Below are 17162 nucleotides of genomic sequence, written 5' to 3' on the forward strand. Positions count from 1 at the left end.
CACTTAACTATTAGGTATATGAAAAAGATTCTGATGTTGCTGGCATTTGCCGGCGTTGCGTCTGTCGCTTCTGCGCAGCAGACAATGACTGTAACTGAATACGAAGTGATTCAGGTACAAGATAAATATCAAGTAATAACTAATCCTTTCTGGAGTAACTGGTTCTTCTCTGTAGGAGGCGGCGCCCAGGTGCTATATGGAAACAATGACCATATCGGCAAATTCAGAGACCGTGTTGCTCCTACATTTAACGTGTCTGTCGGCAAATGGGTAACTCCGGGATTCGGGCTGCGTTTGCAATACAGCGGATTGCAGGCAAAAGGATTCACTACCAGCGAAACTGCTAATTATGTAGTGGGTGGCCCGAGAGAAGACGGTTCTTACAAACAAAGATGGGACTACATGAACTTGCACGGTGATTTGATGATTAACCTGAACGCACTTTTCGGTGGATACAATCCGAACCGCGTATATGAAATTATCCCTTATATAGGTGCCGGTTGGGCTCATGCTTATTCTCGTCCTCACACTAACTCCGCTACTTTCAATGCAGGTATTATCAACCGCTTCCGTTTGTCGAATGCTGTTGACTTGAATCTGGAGTTGAGCGCAACAGGGCTGGAAGGCAAGTTTGACGGAGAACATGGAGGTAAACCCGATTATGACGGTATCTTAGGTGCTACCCTCGGTGTGACTTATTACTTCCCTACCCGCGGATTCCAACGTCCTACTCCACAGATTATCTCTGAACTCGAATTGAATCAGATGCGTAATCAGATGAATGCAATGGCAGCAGCTAATATGCAATTGCAACAACAGTTGGCAAATGCACAACAACCAGTAGAAGTAGAAGATACTGAAGAAGTTGTTATCACAGATACTAACATTGCTCCGCGTACCGTATTCTTCAAGATCGGTTCTGATAAATTATCTCCGCAAGAAGAAATGAACTTGTCATATCTTGCCAGCAAGATAAAAGAATCTCCGAATGCTACATACACAATCAACGGATATGCTGACTCTGCAACCGGTACTCCTGCTTTCAATCAGAAGTTAAGTTTGGAACGTGCACAGGTTGTTAAAGACTTGTTGGTTAAGAAGTATGGCATCTCTGCCGATAGACTGAAAGTTGCAGCCGGTGGTGGTGTTGACAAATTCGGTCAACCGATTCTGAACCGTGTAGTATTGGTAGAATCTGCACAGTAATAAAAAGTAAAAAAGCGATTTCAGCATTCAGCGATTCTCTGTAATCGCTTGCTGGAAAGAGATAGCGGCTGAAAGCGAACCTTGAAAAGAGAGGTTCATGCTTTCAGCCGCCTTTTTTATATCTGTTATTTTGGGGTATCTCCTCTGGTATTTTATTTTGTTTTAGTTTATTTGACAGGCTGATAATCTCTGGACTTTCCATAAAATCCTGGGGCCGGCACATAAATAGGTTGACTGGGAATGCCGATATTCTGCAGCTTGCCTTCCTGACGGAGTCGGCGAATATGAATCATGGCTGTGGAACGTACCATCCCCGTGATGCCTTGAAAGTCGGAACGTTGCATAATCTGATGATCGCTGAAATACTCTTTTAGCCGCATGTCTCAATCGGATTTGTAATCCGATTGCTTTGAGCATCAGGATTTTTAATCCGAACTATATATTAAAGTATAGGTGTATTGCGGATTATAAATCCTGATACTCGGAGAACGGCGGATTGCAAATCCGCCGGGACGCATAATGTTTGGTAACTAGCTAACCTTCCGCTGTTATTTTTTCTAAGTATATGTCCTTCTTTAGCTAAATATCGGCAATGAGACTTTCAAATTAGGATATTTGTCACCCAATTGTTTCAAGAAGTCATTGCCAATGATAATATCCTGTATTGTTTCTTGTAGATCTGTCGGAATCTCCGGGATATTTGTAAATATCAGACAGAAGTAGATAATGAGTTCAACAGGTTTCTCGTCGGTTTGCAATGAAAGTTTGTATGCTTTCACGTTGTTTCCTCTGGCTTGTGCCTGTGCTTGTACTTGTCCCTCCATAGGAATTGCGATGAGACGGGAATTTTCAAGACGCGCCTGATTGAATACAAAATGATTGTCGATTTCTCCATCTGTGTCTGTATCGAATAGGTGCAGATTGTCTCCGCTCAATACCAGATATTTGGGAGTTTGTACGGTATTGAAACGTACAGTTCCTAAGGTGGCCATTCCTTTCAGCTTATCTTTCATTCCGTCTTTGAGTGCGGATGCTACACCATACTCATTGCTGGCATAGTTGAAAGCGTCAATTTTTTCTTCTCCCATAGCTTCTTTCAGGAAAGATAAATCAGAGTTTAAGCAGAGTTTTTTATACTGTTCTGCATTTGCAAATTCAGCTTTGAAATCGGTGTTGTTCACTACTTGTGCCTGTTTCGAGTTTTTGTTTTTCATGTAAAACCAGTATCCTAGATATAGAACAATGAAAATGACCGGAATAAAGGTGTAAATAGACATAGTTTGTACTTTTTAATGTTATTAATAATGGTTTGTTTTATACTTCCACGGGTTTCACTTCTTTTTTTTTCCAGGAATACATCCCCAAATGATAAGGGCAATTATAAGAAGTCCGACAGCTTTACCGCCATAACGGGAATAGAAACCGATCTTGTTCAACTTCTCTCCATCCAAATTATTTTCTTTTAGGATGGTAGCCAGTTGTTCTTCCGTCAGTTCATAGTAAGTGTCTTCCTTTTCGCAATAGCCGACCAGGCGAGGCTCTTTCTCTATGTATAGAGGGAGAAGGTAAGCGATGTTGAACTCCTGATGGAAAGTTGCCAGATCAATGTAGTTTCCATCGTCTGTTTGGTACTCTTCGGTATCAGGCAAATCTGCTACTTTGGTTAATACTTCGCGGTCGCCGAAAGGGATTTTTAAACCACGTGCGGATACTGTTTGGCAAGATAAGAAAAGAATGCCGCCAAGTGCAAATAGAAATTTAAGGTGCTTCATGCTTCTTGTGTTTAAGTGAATAATTTGTGTGATTTTTATTGATATTGTGGCAAAGATAGGAAAAAGAAGAATAAAAGCCGTATAATTGTTTGGAATTTGTAAGCTCTATTCTTTTTTATAAAATGAGGAGATTTTTTTCCTGATTTAGAGGATTTGTATCCTGATTTATGCAATTGATGTAAAATTGCATTATTGGGATAATCCAAATAATTTAATAACAATTGATTGGAGCTATTAATAATTATCTATATTTGTGATATAGAACTCAAATCTGGAATATTATGGACGACTTTAATACTGTATATGCACTACTCGTTTTGGTTATGTTATTTATTTTATTGAGTAGGTTGGACAATCGCTTCGGAAAGATAGAGAAAGAGTTGAATGAGATCAAGAAACGGATGGAAGATTATCTCAAGGTTCAGCAAAATTCTGTTGCTGAAGCCTCCAAGCCGAAAGAGGAAATATCAGAAAAAGAAACAAAAGATATTCCTGTGATGCCTCAAGCGGCAGAGCATGTTACGGTAGTAAAGACCGGACAACGAGAAGAGGCTGTTCAGGAAAAACACGAACCGGTTGTTGAAGCAGTTGTCCGTGAGACATTGGAAAAGACGCCTGAAAAGACGCTTGAAACAAGAATGGAGGAAGTTTGCGTAGAGGCTGTTCGGAAGGAATCCGCTGAATCTTCGACTGTGCCAGTTGTACCGGTTACTCCGGTTGTTCCGGTTGCCCCGACTGTTCCGAAACAAAAGAAGCAGGTGAACTATGAAAAATTCATCGGTGAGAACCTTTTCGGGAAGATTGGTATCCTTATATTTGTAATCGGTGTAGGCTTCTTTGTAAAGTATGCCATTGATAAAAACTGGATTAATGAAACCTTCCGTACCGTGCTTGGTTTCTTGACGGGAACTGTATTGCTGGCTGTTGCCGAACGGTTGCAAAAGAAATACCGAACCTTCAGTTCGCTGCTTGCGGGTGGTGCTTTCGCTGTGTTCTATCTTACAGTTGCCATTGCTTTCCATTATTATCATATTTTCTCGCAGACTATGGCCTTTATCATTCTGATTGGTGTCACAGTGTTTATGTCTATTCTGTCTGTGGTATATAATCGGCGTGAGTTGGCTATCATTTCTCTTGTAGGAGGATTCCTTGCGCCATTCATAGTGAGTAGCGGGGAAGGAAGTTATTTGGTACTGTTCACTTACGTGAGCATATTAAACCTGGGTATGTTCGGACTTTCCATTTATAAAAAGTGGAGTGAACTTCCAATGATTTCATTTGTCTTTACTTGCCTGATAATGGGAATCTTTCTTTTGTTTAACTATACCTCTAGTTCTATGGTTATTTCGAACCATCTGTTTTGGTTTGCTACTCTGTTCTATTTTATCTTTCTACTTCCGGTGTTCTCTATCCTTCGTGGAGAGAATATGCGGACGATGAGCCGGGGATTAGTATTCGTCATTATAACGAATAATTTTATCTATTTGCTTTCAGGAGCCTTATTCTTGCAGAATATGGGATTGTCTTTCAAAGCAAGCGGCTTGTTGAGCCTGTTTATCGCTCTTGTTAATTTAGGACTGGTTCTTTGGTTGTGGAAGAATAGGAAGGAATATAAATTCCTCGTGCATACCACGTTGGGGCTTGTGCTGACATTTGTCTCCATTACAGTTCCGATTCAACTGGACGGAAACTATATAACCTTGCTTTGGGCATCGGAAATGGTATTGCTGTTGTGGCTCTATGTTAAGTCGAAAATTAGAGTATATGAGTATGCGGCTAAAGTCCTGGTAGGACTCACTTTCGTTTCTTACTTGATGGATGTGTATGGTGTGATGTTTGAACATCATTCCTTGGATACAATTTTTCTGAATAGTTCATTTGCCACCTCTTTGTTTGTGGGATTAGCGACAGGAGCATTTGCTTTATTAATGGAATATTATCATTCCTTCTTCTCTACGGCACGCCGGTTGAAATACAGCTTTTGGAATCCTTTTATGCTTATCGTCTCCGTAATCATACTTTATTATACATTTATGATGGAATTCAATTTGTATTTTGAAGGGGAGACGAGAAGCGGAGCTATGTTCTTGTTTACAGCCATATCCATTTCGAGTGTTTGCTATGCTTTCAGAAAACGATTCCCGATAACGAAACATCTCACTTCTTATATCTTGACTATTGGGGCAAACGTACTTGTATATATTATAAATATATGGGGCGACCAGAGAATATGGACTTCCCCTCCTGTTGTACTACCATGGCTGACAGCTGTGTTCGTAATAGCGAATTTGTATTATGTAGCACGTATGTACTATATATCAATCGGCATAAAATCCCGTTTCACCGTATATCTGAATATTCTTGCCACGCTCCTTTGGCTGACAATGGTACGCTCTTTCCTTTGGCAAGTAGGAGTGGACGATTTCAGTGCCGGGCTGTCACTCTCATTAAGCATTGCCGGGTTCGTCCAAATGGGGTTGGGCATGCGCCTGCATCAGAAACTACTCCGCATGGTGAGCCTTGCGACTTTCGGATTAGTCCTGCTCAAACTCGTCTTTGATGATTTATGGGCTATGCCGACCATTGGCAAGATTATTGTATTTATCATTCTGGGATTGATATTGCTGATACTTTCATTCCTTTATCAGAAACTAAAGGATGTGTTGTTCAAGAATGACGAGGAAGAAACAAACTGAATCTTTGAAAAATATCCGATAAGAAAGGCTGCCTGTTCTACAAAAGAAGGGCAGCCTTTACCTTATAATTATGTTTATTCCCAGACGAAATCTTTTACTCTTGCGAGAAACGTTTCACCTGCTCTTCGATTAATTCCTTATCATCAAAATAATTAATCTTCATCGCCTTCTTCACGTCAGCCAAAGTCTCGGCAGCCGCAGCCCTTGCCACTTCGCAGCCTTGCTGAAGCATCTCGTAGATAGCAGGGATATCCTTGCTGAACTCCTTGCGACGATTGCGAATCGGTTCCAAAGTCTCCTGCATGATGGAATTCAGGAAGCGTTTCACTTTTACGTCACCCAATCCGCCGCGTTGATAATGCGCTTTCAGTTCTGCCAGATTCGGATAATCCGGTAAATAACGTTCGAAATGTTCGGGGAGGCAGAAAGCATCTAGGTAAGTAAATACCGTATTACCTTCAATTTTTCCCGGATCTTGTACGCGGAGATGCCCCGGGTCGGTATACATACTCATGATTTTCTTTTGGATTTCTTCCGGTTCTTCCGAAAGGTAGATGCAGTTTCCGAGCGATTTACTCATTTTAGCTTTACCGTCAGTTCCCGGAAGACGCAGACAAGCTGCATTGTCCGGCAACAGGATTTCCGGTTCTACCAATGTCTCACCATATATATAGTTGAAACGGCGAACGATTTCGCGAGCCTGTTCGAGCATCGGTTCCTGGTCTTCACCCACAGGGACAGTCGTTGCGCGGAATGCTGTAATGTCTGCTGCCTGGCTGATGGGATAAGTGAAGAAACCTACGGGAATACTTGCTTCAAAGTTACGCATCTGGATTTCCGATTTCACGGTCGGGTTACGTTGCAGGCGGGATACGCTGACAAGATCCATATAATAGAAACTAAGTTCGCATAGTTCCGGTATTTGCGACTGGATGAAAATCGTAGCTTTAGTCGGATCAATACCACAAGCCAGATAATCAAGAGCAACTTCGATTACATTCTGACGCACCTTTTCCGGATTGTCTATATTGTCTGTCAATGCCTGTGAATCGGCAATGAAGATAAACATCTTACTATAATCACCTGCGTTTTGCAGGTCAACTCTGCGTTTCAACGAACCTACATAGTGACCGATATGAAGTCTTCCGGTAGGACGGTCGCCCGTCAATATGATTTTTTCTTTTCCCATATTTATTACCTTATTATATAATGGCGACAAAGATAAGGATAAAAACTGAAAGAAACATCAAAATGCAGTTACTTCATGATTTGTGCCTGCTTAAGATAAGAATGTAATCATTAAAAGCCAATGGAAAAACGACTGTTTCATTAACGCGGTAAATTATTTCAGTAAAAAAGTGAACATATCTTTTTGTCATGTGCAAAATATGTCGTTACTTTGCACAAATTTTGAAGTCAACAATGAATCAACAGGAAATTAGAAGCAAGTATTATTTACATTCGGATGTTTTGCACCCGGAAACGGCAGGCTTCTTCTTTTATTTCCAAAAACGATATTTTAGTTCTTTGGTAATGCGTTAATCCTTTTTTGAGGGTAACGCATTTTTTTTATGAACGAACTTAGAAATAACAACTTATTATAACAACAAAAGAAATGGAAAAGGAAATCAAGAAAGTTCTCGTTTTGGGTTCTGGAGCACTCAAAATCGGACAAGCCGGAGAGTTCGACTACTCAGGCTCACAAGCACTGAAAGCTTTGAAAGAAGAAGGTATCAGCTCAGTATTGGTAAACCCGAACATCGCAACCATTCAGACTTCTGAAGGTATTGCCGATAAAGTGTATTTCCTTCCCGTGAATACTTATTTCGTAGAAGAAATTATCAAAAAAGAACGTCCCGATGGTATCCTTTTGGCATTCGGCGGACAGACTGCATTGAACTGTGGTGCTGAACTTTACACACAAGGTGTTCTTGATAAGTATGGAGTAAAGGTACTTGGAACTTCGGTAGAAGCTATCATGTATACAGAAGACCGTGACCTGTTTGTGAAGAAGCTGGACGAGATAGAAATGAAAACTCCGGTCAGCCAGGCAGTAGAAAACATGGAAGATGCCATTGCTGCTGCACGCAGAATTGGTTATCCTGTCATGGTGCGTTCTGCTTATGCACTGGGTGGTCTTGGTAGCGGTATCTGTGCCAATGAAGAAGAATTCCTGAAATTGGCAGAGAGCTCATTTGCTTTCTCCAAACAAATTCTGGTAGAAGAGTCTTTGAAAGGCTGGAAAGAAATCGAATTTGAAGTGATCCGTGACGCTAACGACCATTGCTTCACAGTAGCCAGCATGGAAAACTTCGATCCGCTGGGTATTCATACCGGCGAATCAATTGTAGTAGCTCCGACCTGCTCGCTGGATGATAAAGAACTGGCTTTGTTGAAAGAACTTTCTACCAAATGTATCCGTCACCTCGGTATTGTGGGTGAATGTAACATTCAGTATGCTTTCAACTCTGAAACGGATGACTACCGTGTGATTGAAGTAAATGCCCGTTTGAGCCGTTCTTCTGCATTGGCTTCTAAGGCTACCGGTTATCCGTTGGCATTCGTAGCTGCTAAAGTGGCACTTGGTTACACACTTGACCAGATTGGTGAGATGGGAACTCCGAACTCTGCATACGTAGCTCCGCAACTTGACTACTATATCTGTAAAATCCCTCGTTGGGACTTGACGAAGTTTGCCGGTGTATCCCGTGAAATCGGTTCAAGCATGAAATCAGTAGGTGAAATCATGTCTATCGGTCGCTCTTTCGAAGAAATCATCCAGAAAGGCCTTCGTATGATCGGTCAGGGAATGCACGGTTTCGTAGGTAATGACGAACTGCACTTTGATGATCTTGATAAAGAACTTTCTCGCCCGACTGACTTGCGTGTTTTCGCTATCGCGCAAGCAATGGAAGAAGGGTATACCATCGAACGTATCCACGACCTGACAAAGATCGACCCATGGTTCCTTGGCAAACTGAAAAATATCGTAGACTACAAAGCGAAACTGTCTACCTATAATAAGGTGGAAGATATACCTGCCGATGTAATGCGTGAAGCTAAAGTGTTAGGTTTCTCTGACTTCCAGATTGCCCGTTTCGTACTGAATCCAACCGGAAACATGGAGAAAGAAAATCTGGCAGTGCGTGCTCATCGTAAATCTATGGGTATCCTCCCGGCTGTAAAACGTATTAATACAGTTGCTTCCGAACATCCGGAACTGACTAACTATCTGTATATGACTTATGCAGTGGAAGGCTACGATGTAAACTATTATAAGAATGAAAAATCAGTAGTTGTACTGGGGTCGGGTGCTTACCGTATCGGTAGCTCTGTAGAATTTGACTGGTGCTCGGTGAATGCAGTTCAGACTGCCCGCAAACTGGGTTACAAGTCTATCATGATTAACTACAACCCTGAAACGGTTTCTACTGACTATGATATGTGCGACCGTCTCTACTTCGACGAACTTTCGTTCGAACGTGTACTTGATGTAATCGACCTCGAACAACCTCGTGGTGTGATCGTCTCGGTAGGCGGACAAATCCCGAACAACCTGGCTATGAAACTTTACCGTCAGTCGGTTCCTGTATTGGGTACTTCTCCGATTTCTATCGACCGTGCTGAAAACCGTAACAAGTTCTCTGCTATGCTCGACCAACTGGGTATCGACCAACCGGCTTGGATGGAACTGACCAGTCTTGAAGAAGTGAAGGGATTTGTAGAAAAAGTAGGCTACCCGGTATTGGTTCGTCCTTCTTACGTCCTTTCAGGAGCAGCAATGAATGTTTGCTATGACGATGAAGAATTGGAGAACTTCCTGAAGATGGCTGCCGAAGTTTCTAAAGAATATCCGGTTGTTGTTTCCCAGTTCCTTGAAAATACGAAAGAGATTGAATTTGATGCCGTTGCACAGAATGGTGAAGTGGTAGAATACGCAATCTCCGAACACGTAGAGTTTGCGGGCGTTCACTCCGGTGATGCTACGTTGGTATTCCCGGCACAGAAGATTTACTTTGCAACAGCTCGTCGCATCAAGAAGATCAGCCGTCAGATTGCTAAAGAACTCAATATCTCCGGTCCGTTCAATATCCAGTTCCTGGCTCGTAACAACGAAGTGAAAGTAATCGAATGTAACTTGCGTGCTTCTCGTAGCTTCCCGTTTGTTTCTAAAGTTCTGAAACGTAACTTTATCGAAACTGCTACCCGCATCATGCTGGATGCTCCATACTCACGCCCGGATAAGTCGGCATTCGATATCGACTGGATTGGTGTAAAAGCTTCTCAATTCTCTTTCTCTCGTCTGCACAAGGCTGACCCGGTATTGGGCGTAGACATGTCTTCTACAGGTGAAGTGGGATGTATCGGTGACGATTTCTCTGAAGCATTGCTGAATTCAATGATTGCTACCGGATTCAAAATTCCTGAAAAAGCAGTGATGTTCTCTTCCGGTGCAATGAAGTCGAAAGTAGATTTGCTGGATGCCAGCCGTATGCTGTTCGCTAAGGGCTATCAGATTTACGCAACTGCCGGAACAGCAGCTTTCTTGAACGCTCACGGTGTAGAAACTACTCCGGTTTACTGGCCGGATGAAAAGCCGGGTGCAGAGAACAACGTCATGAAGATGATTGCTGACCATAAGTTTGATTTGATCGTTAATATTCCGAAGAATCACAGCAAGCGTGAGTTGACGAACGGTTATCGTATCCGTCGCGGTGCAATCGATCATAACATTCCGTTGATTACCAATGCTCGTTTGGCAAGCGCCTTTATTGAAGCATTCTGCGAATTGAAACTGAATGATATTCAGATTAAGAGCTGGCAGGAATATAAATAAAAACAGCTTTAGCTGTCTATTAGATAAGGAGAACTCTCTCTTTGGCTTGTCCAAAGAGGGAGTTTCTTTTTATTAGTAAATATAGCACATCAGAGTGTGTTCTATATAGGGAGTGTTTTTGTTATTAATAAATGATTAAAGTTAATTATTGGTTGAAACTAAGTAGAATCTGTCTATCCATCAGCAAGAGAAGCGATTTATTTTTTATTTTTGTTTCTTGAAAAGATAAAATCAGATAAAACAATGTTAGTACTTCTATCTTGTGCCAAGACTATGAGTGAGACTTCAAAGGTGAAAGTACCTTTGAAGACAGTTCCACGATTTCAAAAAGAAGCTTCCGGGATTGCTTTGCAGATGTCACAGTTTTCGGTGGATGAACTGGAACGCCTGTTGCGTATAAATGCTAGGATGGCGGTGGAGAATTATAAGCGTTATCAGGCTTTTCATGCAGAAGACACATCGGAACTGCCCGCTTTGCTGGCTTATACCGGAATTGTATTCAAGCGACTGAATGCAAAAGATTTCTCGAAAGAAGAATTTGAATATGCGCAGGAACATCTGCGGTTGACTTCTTTTTGTTATGGGTTGTTAAGGCCTTTAGATGTCATTCGTTCCTACCGCTTGGAAGGAGATGTAGTGTTGCCGGAACCGGGTAATCAGACCATGTTCTCTTATTGGAAATCCCGTCTGACGGATGTCTTCATCGAAGATATAAAGAAAGCGGGAGGCATACTCTGCAATCTGGCCAGCGACGAGATGAAAAGTTTGTTCGATTGGAAACGTGTGGAGAGAGAAGTGCGTGTCGTTACTCCCGAATTTCAGGTGTGGAAGAACGGGAAATTAGCTTCGATAGTGATCTATATCAAGATGTCCCGTGGTGAAATGACGCGGTTCATTCTGAAGAACAGAATCGAAAATCCGGAGGGTTTGAAAAGCTTCTCCTGGGAAGGATTCGAATTTAACGAATCTCTTTCGGATGAAAAGAAGTTTGTATTTACTAACGGTAAAGAAATATAAAGTATGACGGAAGTAGAAAAGATGCGTAGTAGCCAGTTGGCTGATATGGCTGCGCCGGAATTGCAGGTGCGTTTTGAACATGCCAAGAAGCTGCTGGCGCGTATGCGGGGAATGAGCACTTATGATGCGGGGTATCGGGAATTATTGGAAGAACTGGTACCGGAGATTCCTGAAACTTCAATAATCTGCCCGCCTTTCCATTGCGATCATGGAGACGGAATCAAATTGGGTGAACATGTATTTGTGAATGCCAATTGCACTTTCTTGGATGGAGGATATATTACGATAGGCGCCCATACGCTGGTTGGACCTTGTGTGCAGATTTATACGCCGCATCATCCGATGGATTATCTGGAAAGAAGAGGCTCTAAGGAATATGCTTATCCGGTGACGATTGGCGAAGACTGCTGGATTGGTGGCGGTGCTATTATCTGTCCCGGCGTGACGATTGGCAATCGCTGTGTGATAGGGGCGGGGAGCGTTGTGACGAAAGATATTCCCGACGACAGTGTGGCAGTCGGGAATCCGGCACGTGTTGTTCGCAAACAGGTTGTTTAACGTTTGACTGGGAAAGTTATTTCCCGGATTTAAGCGTTCCTGCGTTACTATCTTTATTGGGAATTCGTTTTCCTGCAGATTCTATTTTAATTATTAATGATAGAAAAAGAGGCGCGACTATCTTTATTTTGTTCTGTTTATTAGATGAACCGGAAGAAGTGAAAGTGGCAAGAAAAAAGTTTTTATTATTATTTGCTGATAATCAGAGTGTTTCTTTATTTGATGAAAACTTTCTTGAAAAATAATACATGAAATGTTTGCAGAATTCAAAAAATGCCGTACCTTTGCATCGCTTTTGAAACGGAAGTGTACGGGCGTTTAGCTCAGCTGGTTCAGAGCATCTGCCTTACAAGCAGAGGGTCGGCGGTTCGAATCCGTCAACGCCCACACTAAAAACGAAACACTTCCGGCTCATTAACAAGGGCGTTTAGCTCAGCTGGTTCAGAGCATCTGCCTTACAAGCAGAGGGTCGGCGGTTCGAATCCGTCAACGCCCACGCCAAAAAGGAAGTCTTACGAAGAAATTCGTGAGACTTTTTTTATTTCTTACCTCTTTTATACAAACTTTCTTTCTCCTTTTATCTTATAACTCAGGAAAAAGAGTTAATTTTGCAGTCTGATAATTATCTAAGAAAACGTATGGAACTTGATGTATTAACGGCCATATCTCCGATTGATGGTCGATATAGAGGCAAAACTAAAGCTTTGGCAGCTTATTTCTCTGAATTTGCACTGATTAAATACCGTGTACAGGTAGAGGTGGAGTATTTTATCACCTTGTGCGAACTTCCTTTGCCGCAATTGAAAGGAATCGATAGTAGTGTGTTTGAAACTTTACGGAATATCTACCGTAACTTCTCCGAAGCAGACGCACAACGCATTAAAGATATCGAAAGTGTAACTAACCACGATGTGAAAGCCGTAGAATACTTCCTGAAAGAAGAATTTGACAAGATGGGTGGAATGGATGATTATAAAGAGTTTATCCACTTCGGACTGACTTCTCAGGATATTAACAATACGTCTGTTCCTCTTTCTATCAAAGAGGCATTGGATCAGGTTTATTACCCGTTGATTGAAGAGCTGATTGCACAGTTGAAAACCTATGCGACAGAATGGGCTAACATTCCGATGCTTGCCAAAACTCACGGTCAGCCGGCTTCTCCTACCCGTCTGGGTAAAGAAGTGATGGTATTTGTTTACCGTCTCGAACGTCAGTTGGCTATGTTGAAAGCATGTCCGCTTACCGCTAAGTTTGGCGGTGCTACCGGAAACTACAATGCGCATCACGTGGCTTATCCTCAATATGACTGGAAACAATTCGGCAATCGGTTTGTTGCAGAAAAACTGGGACTGGAACGCGAAGAATATACAACGCAGATTTCGAACTATGATAACCTCTCTGCTGTTTTTGATGCTATGAAGCGTATCAATACCATCATGGTGGATATGAATCGTGACTTCTGGCAGTACATCTCTATGGAGTACTTCAAGCAGAAGATCAAAGCTGGAGAAGTAGGCTCGAGCGCTATGCCGCATAAAGTGAATCCGATTGACTTTGAAAATGCAGAAGGTAACCTGGGCATAGCAACGTCTATTCTGGAACATTTGGCTGTGAAGCTTCCTGTTTCCCGTTTGCAGCGTGACTTGACAGACTCAACAGTGTTGCGTAATGTCGGTGTACCTTTCGGTCATATCGTGATTGCCATCCAGAGCTCTTTGAAGGGATTGCGCAAACTGTTATTGAACGAACCGGCTATTTATCGTGATTTGGATAATTGTTGGAGTGTAGTGGCAGAAGCTATTCAGACCATCCTGCGCCGTGAGGCTTATCCGCATCCGTATGAAGCTTTGAAAGCGTTAACCCGCACCAACCAAGCTATTACAGAAAGTTCTATTAAAGAGTTTATCGAAGAATTGAATGTAAGCGAAGATATTAAAAAAGAGTTAAGAGCAATCACTCCCCATACATATACGGGGCTTTAATTGTTTACTTATATAATAAACGTGTTTTTTAAATAGGCCGTGAGGCCAAAGTCTAATTTTATTCGAATAAAAAAATGAGCACAGAAAACGAAGAATGGCGCGAAAATTCTTTCAATGAAGAGAATACAGGTGCCGGCCGTGATGGTAACAGGTCTTACAACAGAGAAGGTGGAGAACGTCCGTATCGCCCTTCTTACAACCGTGAAGGCGGGGATCGTCCGTATCGCCCGCGATTTAATGCCAACAATGAAGGAGGCGAACGCCCGCAGCGTTCGTACGGTGACCGCTCTTATGGCGACCGTCCCCAACGTCCTTCTTACAATCGTGAAGGTGGAGATCGTCCGTATCGTCCTCGCTTCAATAACAATAATGAAGGAGGTGAACGCCCGCAACGTCCTTACAACCGCGAAGGTGGTTCTTATGACCGTCCTCAACGTCCTTCTTACAACCGTGAAGGTGGTGACCGTCCTTACCGTCCCCGCTTCAATAGCGGCGAAGGTGGTGAGCGTCCGTCTTATGGCGACCGTCCTCAACGTCCTTCCTACAACCGTGAAGGTGGCGACCGTCCTTACCGTCCCCGCTTTAATAACGGCGAAGGTGGCGACCGTCCTCAACGTCCTTCTTACAACCGTGAAGGTGGTGACCGTCCGTATCGTCCCCGTTTCAATAACGGCGAAGGTGGCGGCTATCGCAGCAACAACGGCGGTGGAGGTTATCGTCCGAGATATAATAACGACCGTCAAGGAGGATATCGTCCTCGTCCGCGTACCGGCGATTATGATCCGAACGCTAAGTATAGCGTAAAGAAACAGATCGAGTACAAGGAACAGTTCGTTGATCCGAATGAACCGATTCGTCTGAATAAGTTCCTGGCTAACGCAGGTGTTTGCTCCCGTCGTGAGGCTGATGAATTTATCACAGCAGGTGTGGTTTCTGTAAACGGTGAAGTGGTAACGGAATTGGGTACGAAGATCAAACGTTCGGATGTGGTTAAGTTCCACGACGAACCGGTAAGCATCGAACGCAAAGTATACGTATTGCTGAATAAACCGAAAGATACCGTTACTACATCGGATGATCCGCAGGAACGCCGTACAGTAATGGATTTGGTGAAAGGCGCTTGCAACGAACGTATTTATCCGGTAGGACGTCTGGACCGTAACACGACTGGTGTACTGTTACTGACGAATGACGGTGATCTGGCTTCCAAGCTGACACACCCGAAATTCCTGAAGAAGAAAATTTATCATGTTCATCTGGACAAGAACCTGACTAAAGCAGATATGGAGCAGATTGCAGCTGGTATCCAGTTGGAAGATGGCGAAATCCATGCAGATGCGATCAGCTATACAGATGATTTCAAGAAAGACCAGGTAGGTATCGAAATTCACTCCGGTAAGAACCGTATCGTTCGCCGTATTTTCGAATCACTGGGTTATAAAGTAGTAAAACTCGACCGTGTATTCTTCGCCGGGCTGACCAAAAAAGGTCTGCGTCGCGGAGACTGGCGTTACCTGTCGGAAGCAGAAGTAAACTACCTCCGCATGGGTTCGTTTGAGTAATAAGTCAATAAATAACAACTTGACAGAGGACGGGGAAAGAAAGCAGGAAAGAATTCATCCTGCATTTGAAACCTCGTCTTCTTGTATCTAAAAAGAAAAAGTTAAATGGAAAAGATTGGTAGAACAAAAATTGTTGACCTGTTGAAGCGCACAGACATTGGCGCTATGGTTAATGTGAAAGGATGGGTTCGCACCCGTAGAGGTAGCAAACAAGTAAACTTTATCGCACTGAATGACGGTTCTACAATAAATAATTTGCAGATCGTAGTAGATTTGGCTAATTTCGATGAAGAGATGCTGAAACTGATTACTACCGGCGCTTGTATCAGCGTGAACGGAGAAATGGTAGAATCAGTGGGTTCCGGACAGAAAGTGGAAGTACAGGCTCGTGAAATCGAAGTGCTGGGTACTTGCGATAATACATATCCATTACAGAAGAAAGGCCACTCTATGGAATTCTTGCGCGAGATTGCTCACTTGCGTCCGCGTACCAATACATTCGGTGCTGTGTTCCGCATCCGTCACAACATGGCGATTGCTATTCACAAGTTCTTCCATGAAAAGGGCTTCTTCTATTTCCATACGCCGATCATTACGGCTTCCGATTGTGAAGGTGCCGGACAGATGTTCCAAGTGACTACCATGAACCTGTATGACTTGAAGAAAGACGAGAGAGGTTCTATCTCTTATGAAGATGATTTCTTCGGTAAGCAGGCAAGTCTGACTGTTTCCGGTCAGCTGGAAGGTGAGCTGGCAGCTACTGCTTTGGGCGCTATCTACACATTCGGTCCTACGTTCCGTGCCGAAAACTCCAACACTCCCCGCCACTTGGCAGAGTTCTGGATGATTGAGCCGGAAGTGGCTTTCAACGACATTACAGACAACATGGACTTGGCAGAAGAGTTCATCAAATATTGTGTGAAATGGGCGTTGGATAACTGTGCGGATGATGTGAAGTTCCTGAACGATATGTTCGACAAAGGCTTGATTGAACGTCTGCAAGGTGTATTGAAAGATGATTTCGTACGTTTGCCTTATACAGATGGTATCAAGATTCTTGAAGAAGCTGTTGCGAAAGGACATAAGTTCGAATTCCCGGTTTACTGGGGCGTGGACCTGGCTTCCGAACACGAACGTTTCTTAGTGGAAGAACACTTCAAACGTCCGGTGATTCTGACTGACTATCCGAAGGAAATCAAGGCCTTCTATATGAAGCAGAACGAAGACGGTAAGACTGTACGTGCCATGGACGTTCTTTTCCCGAAAATTGGTGAAATTATCGGTGGTTCTGAACGTGAAGCCGACTATAACAAGCTGATGACCCGTATTGAAGAAATGCACATCCCGATGAAGGATATGTGGTGGTATCTGGATACCCGTAAGTTCGGTACTTGTCCTCACTCCGGTTTCGGATTAGGGTTCGAACGTCTGTTATTGTTTGTAACAGGTATGGCGAATATCCGTGACGTGATACCGTTCCCGCGTACACCAAGAAATGCTGATTTCTAATATTTCGGTATATTTATGTA

The 17162-nt window shown here is 42.9% G+C and carries 12 protein-coding genes and 2 tRNA genes; 10 read left to right on the top strand and 4 right to left on the bottom strand.

Going from position 1 to position 17162, the window contains the following annotated elements:
• The first annotated feature begins 18 nt into the window (after positions 1 to 18).
• Positions 19 to 1206 (top strand): OmpA family protein, encoded by a 1188-nt coding sequence (locus tag INE92_RS23560; RefSeq protein ID WP_015533041.1) that lies wholly within the window; start codon positions 19 to 21, stop codon positions 1204 to 1206.
• Between the two features lie 167 nt (positions 1207 to 1373).
• Here the strand turns inward: INE92_RS23560 and INE92_RS23565 are convergent, their stop codons facing one another.
• The 3 genes from INE92_RS23565 to INE92_RS23575 form a co-directional block, all read right to left on the bottom strand.
• Positions 1374 to 1517: a hypothetical protein gene (locus INE92_RS23565; RefSeq protein ID WP_233476912.1), complete on the bottom strand. Its 144-nt coding sequence runs from the start codon at positions 1515 to 1517 to the stop codon at positions 1374 to 1376.
• A gap of 264 nt (positions 1518 to 1781) precedes the next feature.
• Positions 1782 to 2483 (bottom strand): hypothetical protein, encoded by a 702-nt coding sequence (locus tag INE92_RS23570; RefSeq protein ID WP_195436660.1) that lies wholly within the window; start codon positions 2481 to 2483, stop codon positions 1782 to 1784.
• 54 nt (positions 2484 to 2537) lie between these two features.
• Positions 2538 to 2978, bottom strand: a complete 441-nt coding sequence (locus tag INE92_RS23575) for a hypothetical protein (RefSeq protein WP_195436661.1) — start codon at positions 2976 to 2978, stop codon at positions 2538 to 2540.
• A gap of 281 nt (positions 2979 to 3259) precedes the next feature.
• Here INE92_RS23575 and INE92_RS23580 point away from each other — a divergent pair, with 281 nt between their 5' ends.
• Positions 3260 to 5674 carry a DUF2339 domain-containing protein gene (locus INE92_RS23580; RefSeq protein ID WP_015533044.1) on the top strand — a complete coding sequence of 805 codons (2415 nt, stop codon included), beginning with the start codon at positions 3260 to 3262 and terminating at the stop codon, positions 5672 to 5674.
• A 94-nt stretch (positions 5675 to 5768) separates the two neighbouring features.
• On the opposite strand, the gene trpS is transcribed toward INE92_RS23580, so the two are convergent.
• A complete protein-coding gene (gene trpS, locus INE92_RS23585) occupies positions 5769 to 6863 on the bottom strand; it encodes a tryptophan--tRNA ligase (RefSeq protein WP_004314379.1) in 1095 nt (364 codons plus the stop codon).
• 426 nt (positions 6864 to 7289) lie between these two features.
• Between trpS and carB the strand changes: the two genes are divergently transcribed.
• The 8 genes from carB to asnS all read left to right on the top strand — a co-directional run bounded on the left by carB (position 7290) and on the right by asnS (position 17142).
• Positions 7290 to 10511, top strand: a complete 3222-nt coding sequence (carB, locus tag INE92_RS23590) for a carbamoyl-phosphate synthase (glutamine-hydrolyzing) large subunit (protein ID WP_004314378.1) — start codon at positions 7290 to 7292, stop codon at positions 10509 to 10511.
• A 243-nt stretch (positions 10512 to 10754) separates the two neighbouring features.
• Positions 10755 to 11528 carry a peroxide stress protein YaaA gene (yaaA, locus tag INE92_RS23595; protein WP_008641863.1) on the top strand — a complete coding sequence of 258 codons (774 nt, stop codon included), beginning with the start codon at positions 10755 to 10757 and terminating at the stop codon, positions 11526 to 11528.
• 3 nt (positions 11529 to 11531) lie between these two features.
• Positions 11532 to 12086: a sugar O-acetyltransferase gene (locus tag INE92_RS23600; protein ID WP_008641864.1), complete on the top strand. Its 555-nt coding sequence runs from the start codon at positions 11532 to 11534 to the stop codon at positions 12084 to 12086.
• Positions 12087 to 12398: 312 nt separating this feature from the next.
• Positions 12399 to 12473 (top strand) — tRNA-Val (locus INE92_RS23605).
• A gap of 34 nt (positions 12474 to 12507) precedes the next feature.
• Positions 12508 to 12582, top strand: a tRNA-Val gene (locus INE92_RS23610).
• A 142-nt stretch (positions 12583 to 12724) separates the two neighbouring features.
• Positions 12725 to 14071 (top strand): adenylosuccinate lyase, encoded by a 1347-nt coding sequence (gene purB, locus INE92_RS23615; RefSeq protein WP_008020410.1) that lies wholly within the window; start codon positions 12725 to 12727, stop codon positions 14069 to 14071.
• Positions 14072 to 14145: 74 nt separating this feature from the next.
• Complete coding sequence (locus tag INE92_RS23620; protein ID WP_008641865.1) at positions 14146 to 15633, top strand: pseudouridine synthase; 1488 nt, start codon at positions 14146 to 14148, stop codon at positions 15631 to 15633.
• Between the two features lie 105 nt (positions 15634 to 15738).
• Positions 15739 to 17142, top strand: coding sequence for an asparagine--tRNA ligase (gene asnS / locus INE92_RS23625; RefSeq protein ID WP_004297192.1), 1404 nt, complete (start codon positions 15739 to 15741; stop codon positions 17140 to 17142).
• The last annotated feature ends 20 nt before the right edge of the window (positions 17143 to 17162 follow it).

It is taken from the genome of Bacteroides xylanisolvens (assembly GCF_018289135.1).
Taxonomy (GTDB): Bacteria; Bacteroidota; Bacteroidia; order Bacteroidales; family Bacteroidaceae; genus Bacteroides; species Bacteroides xylanisolvens.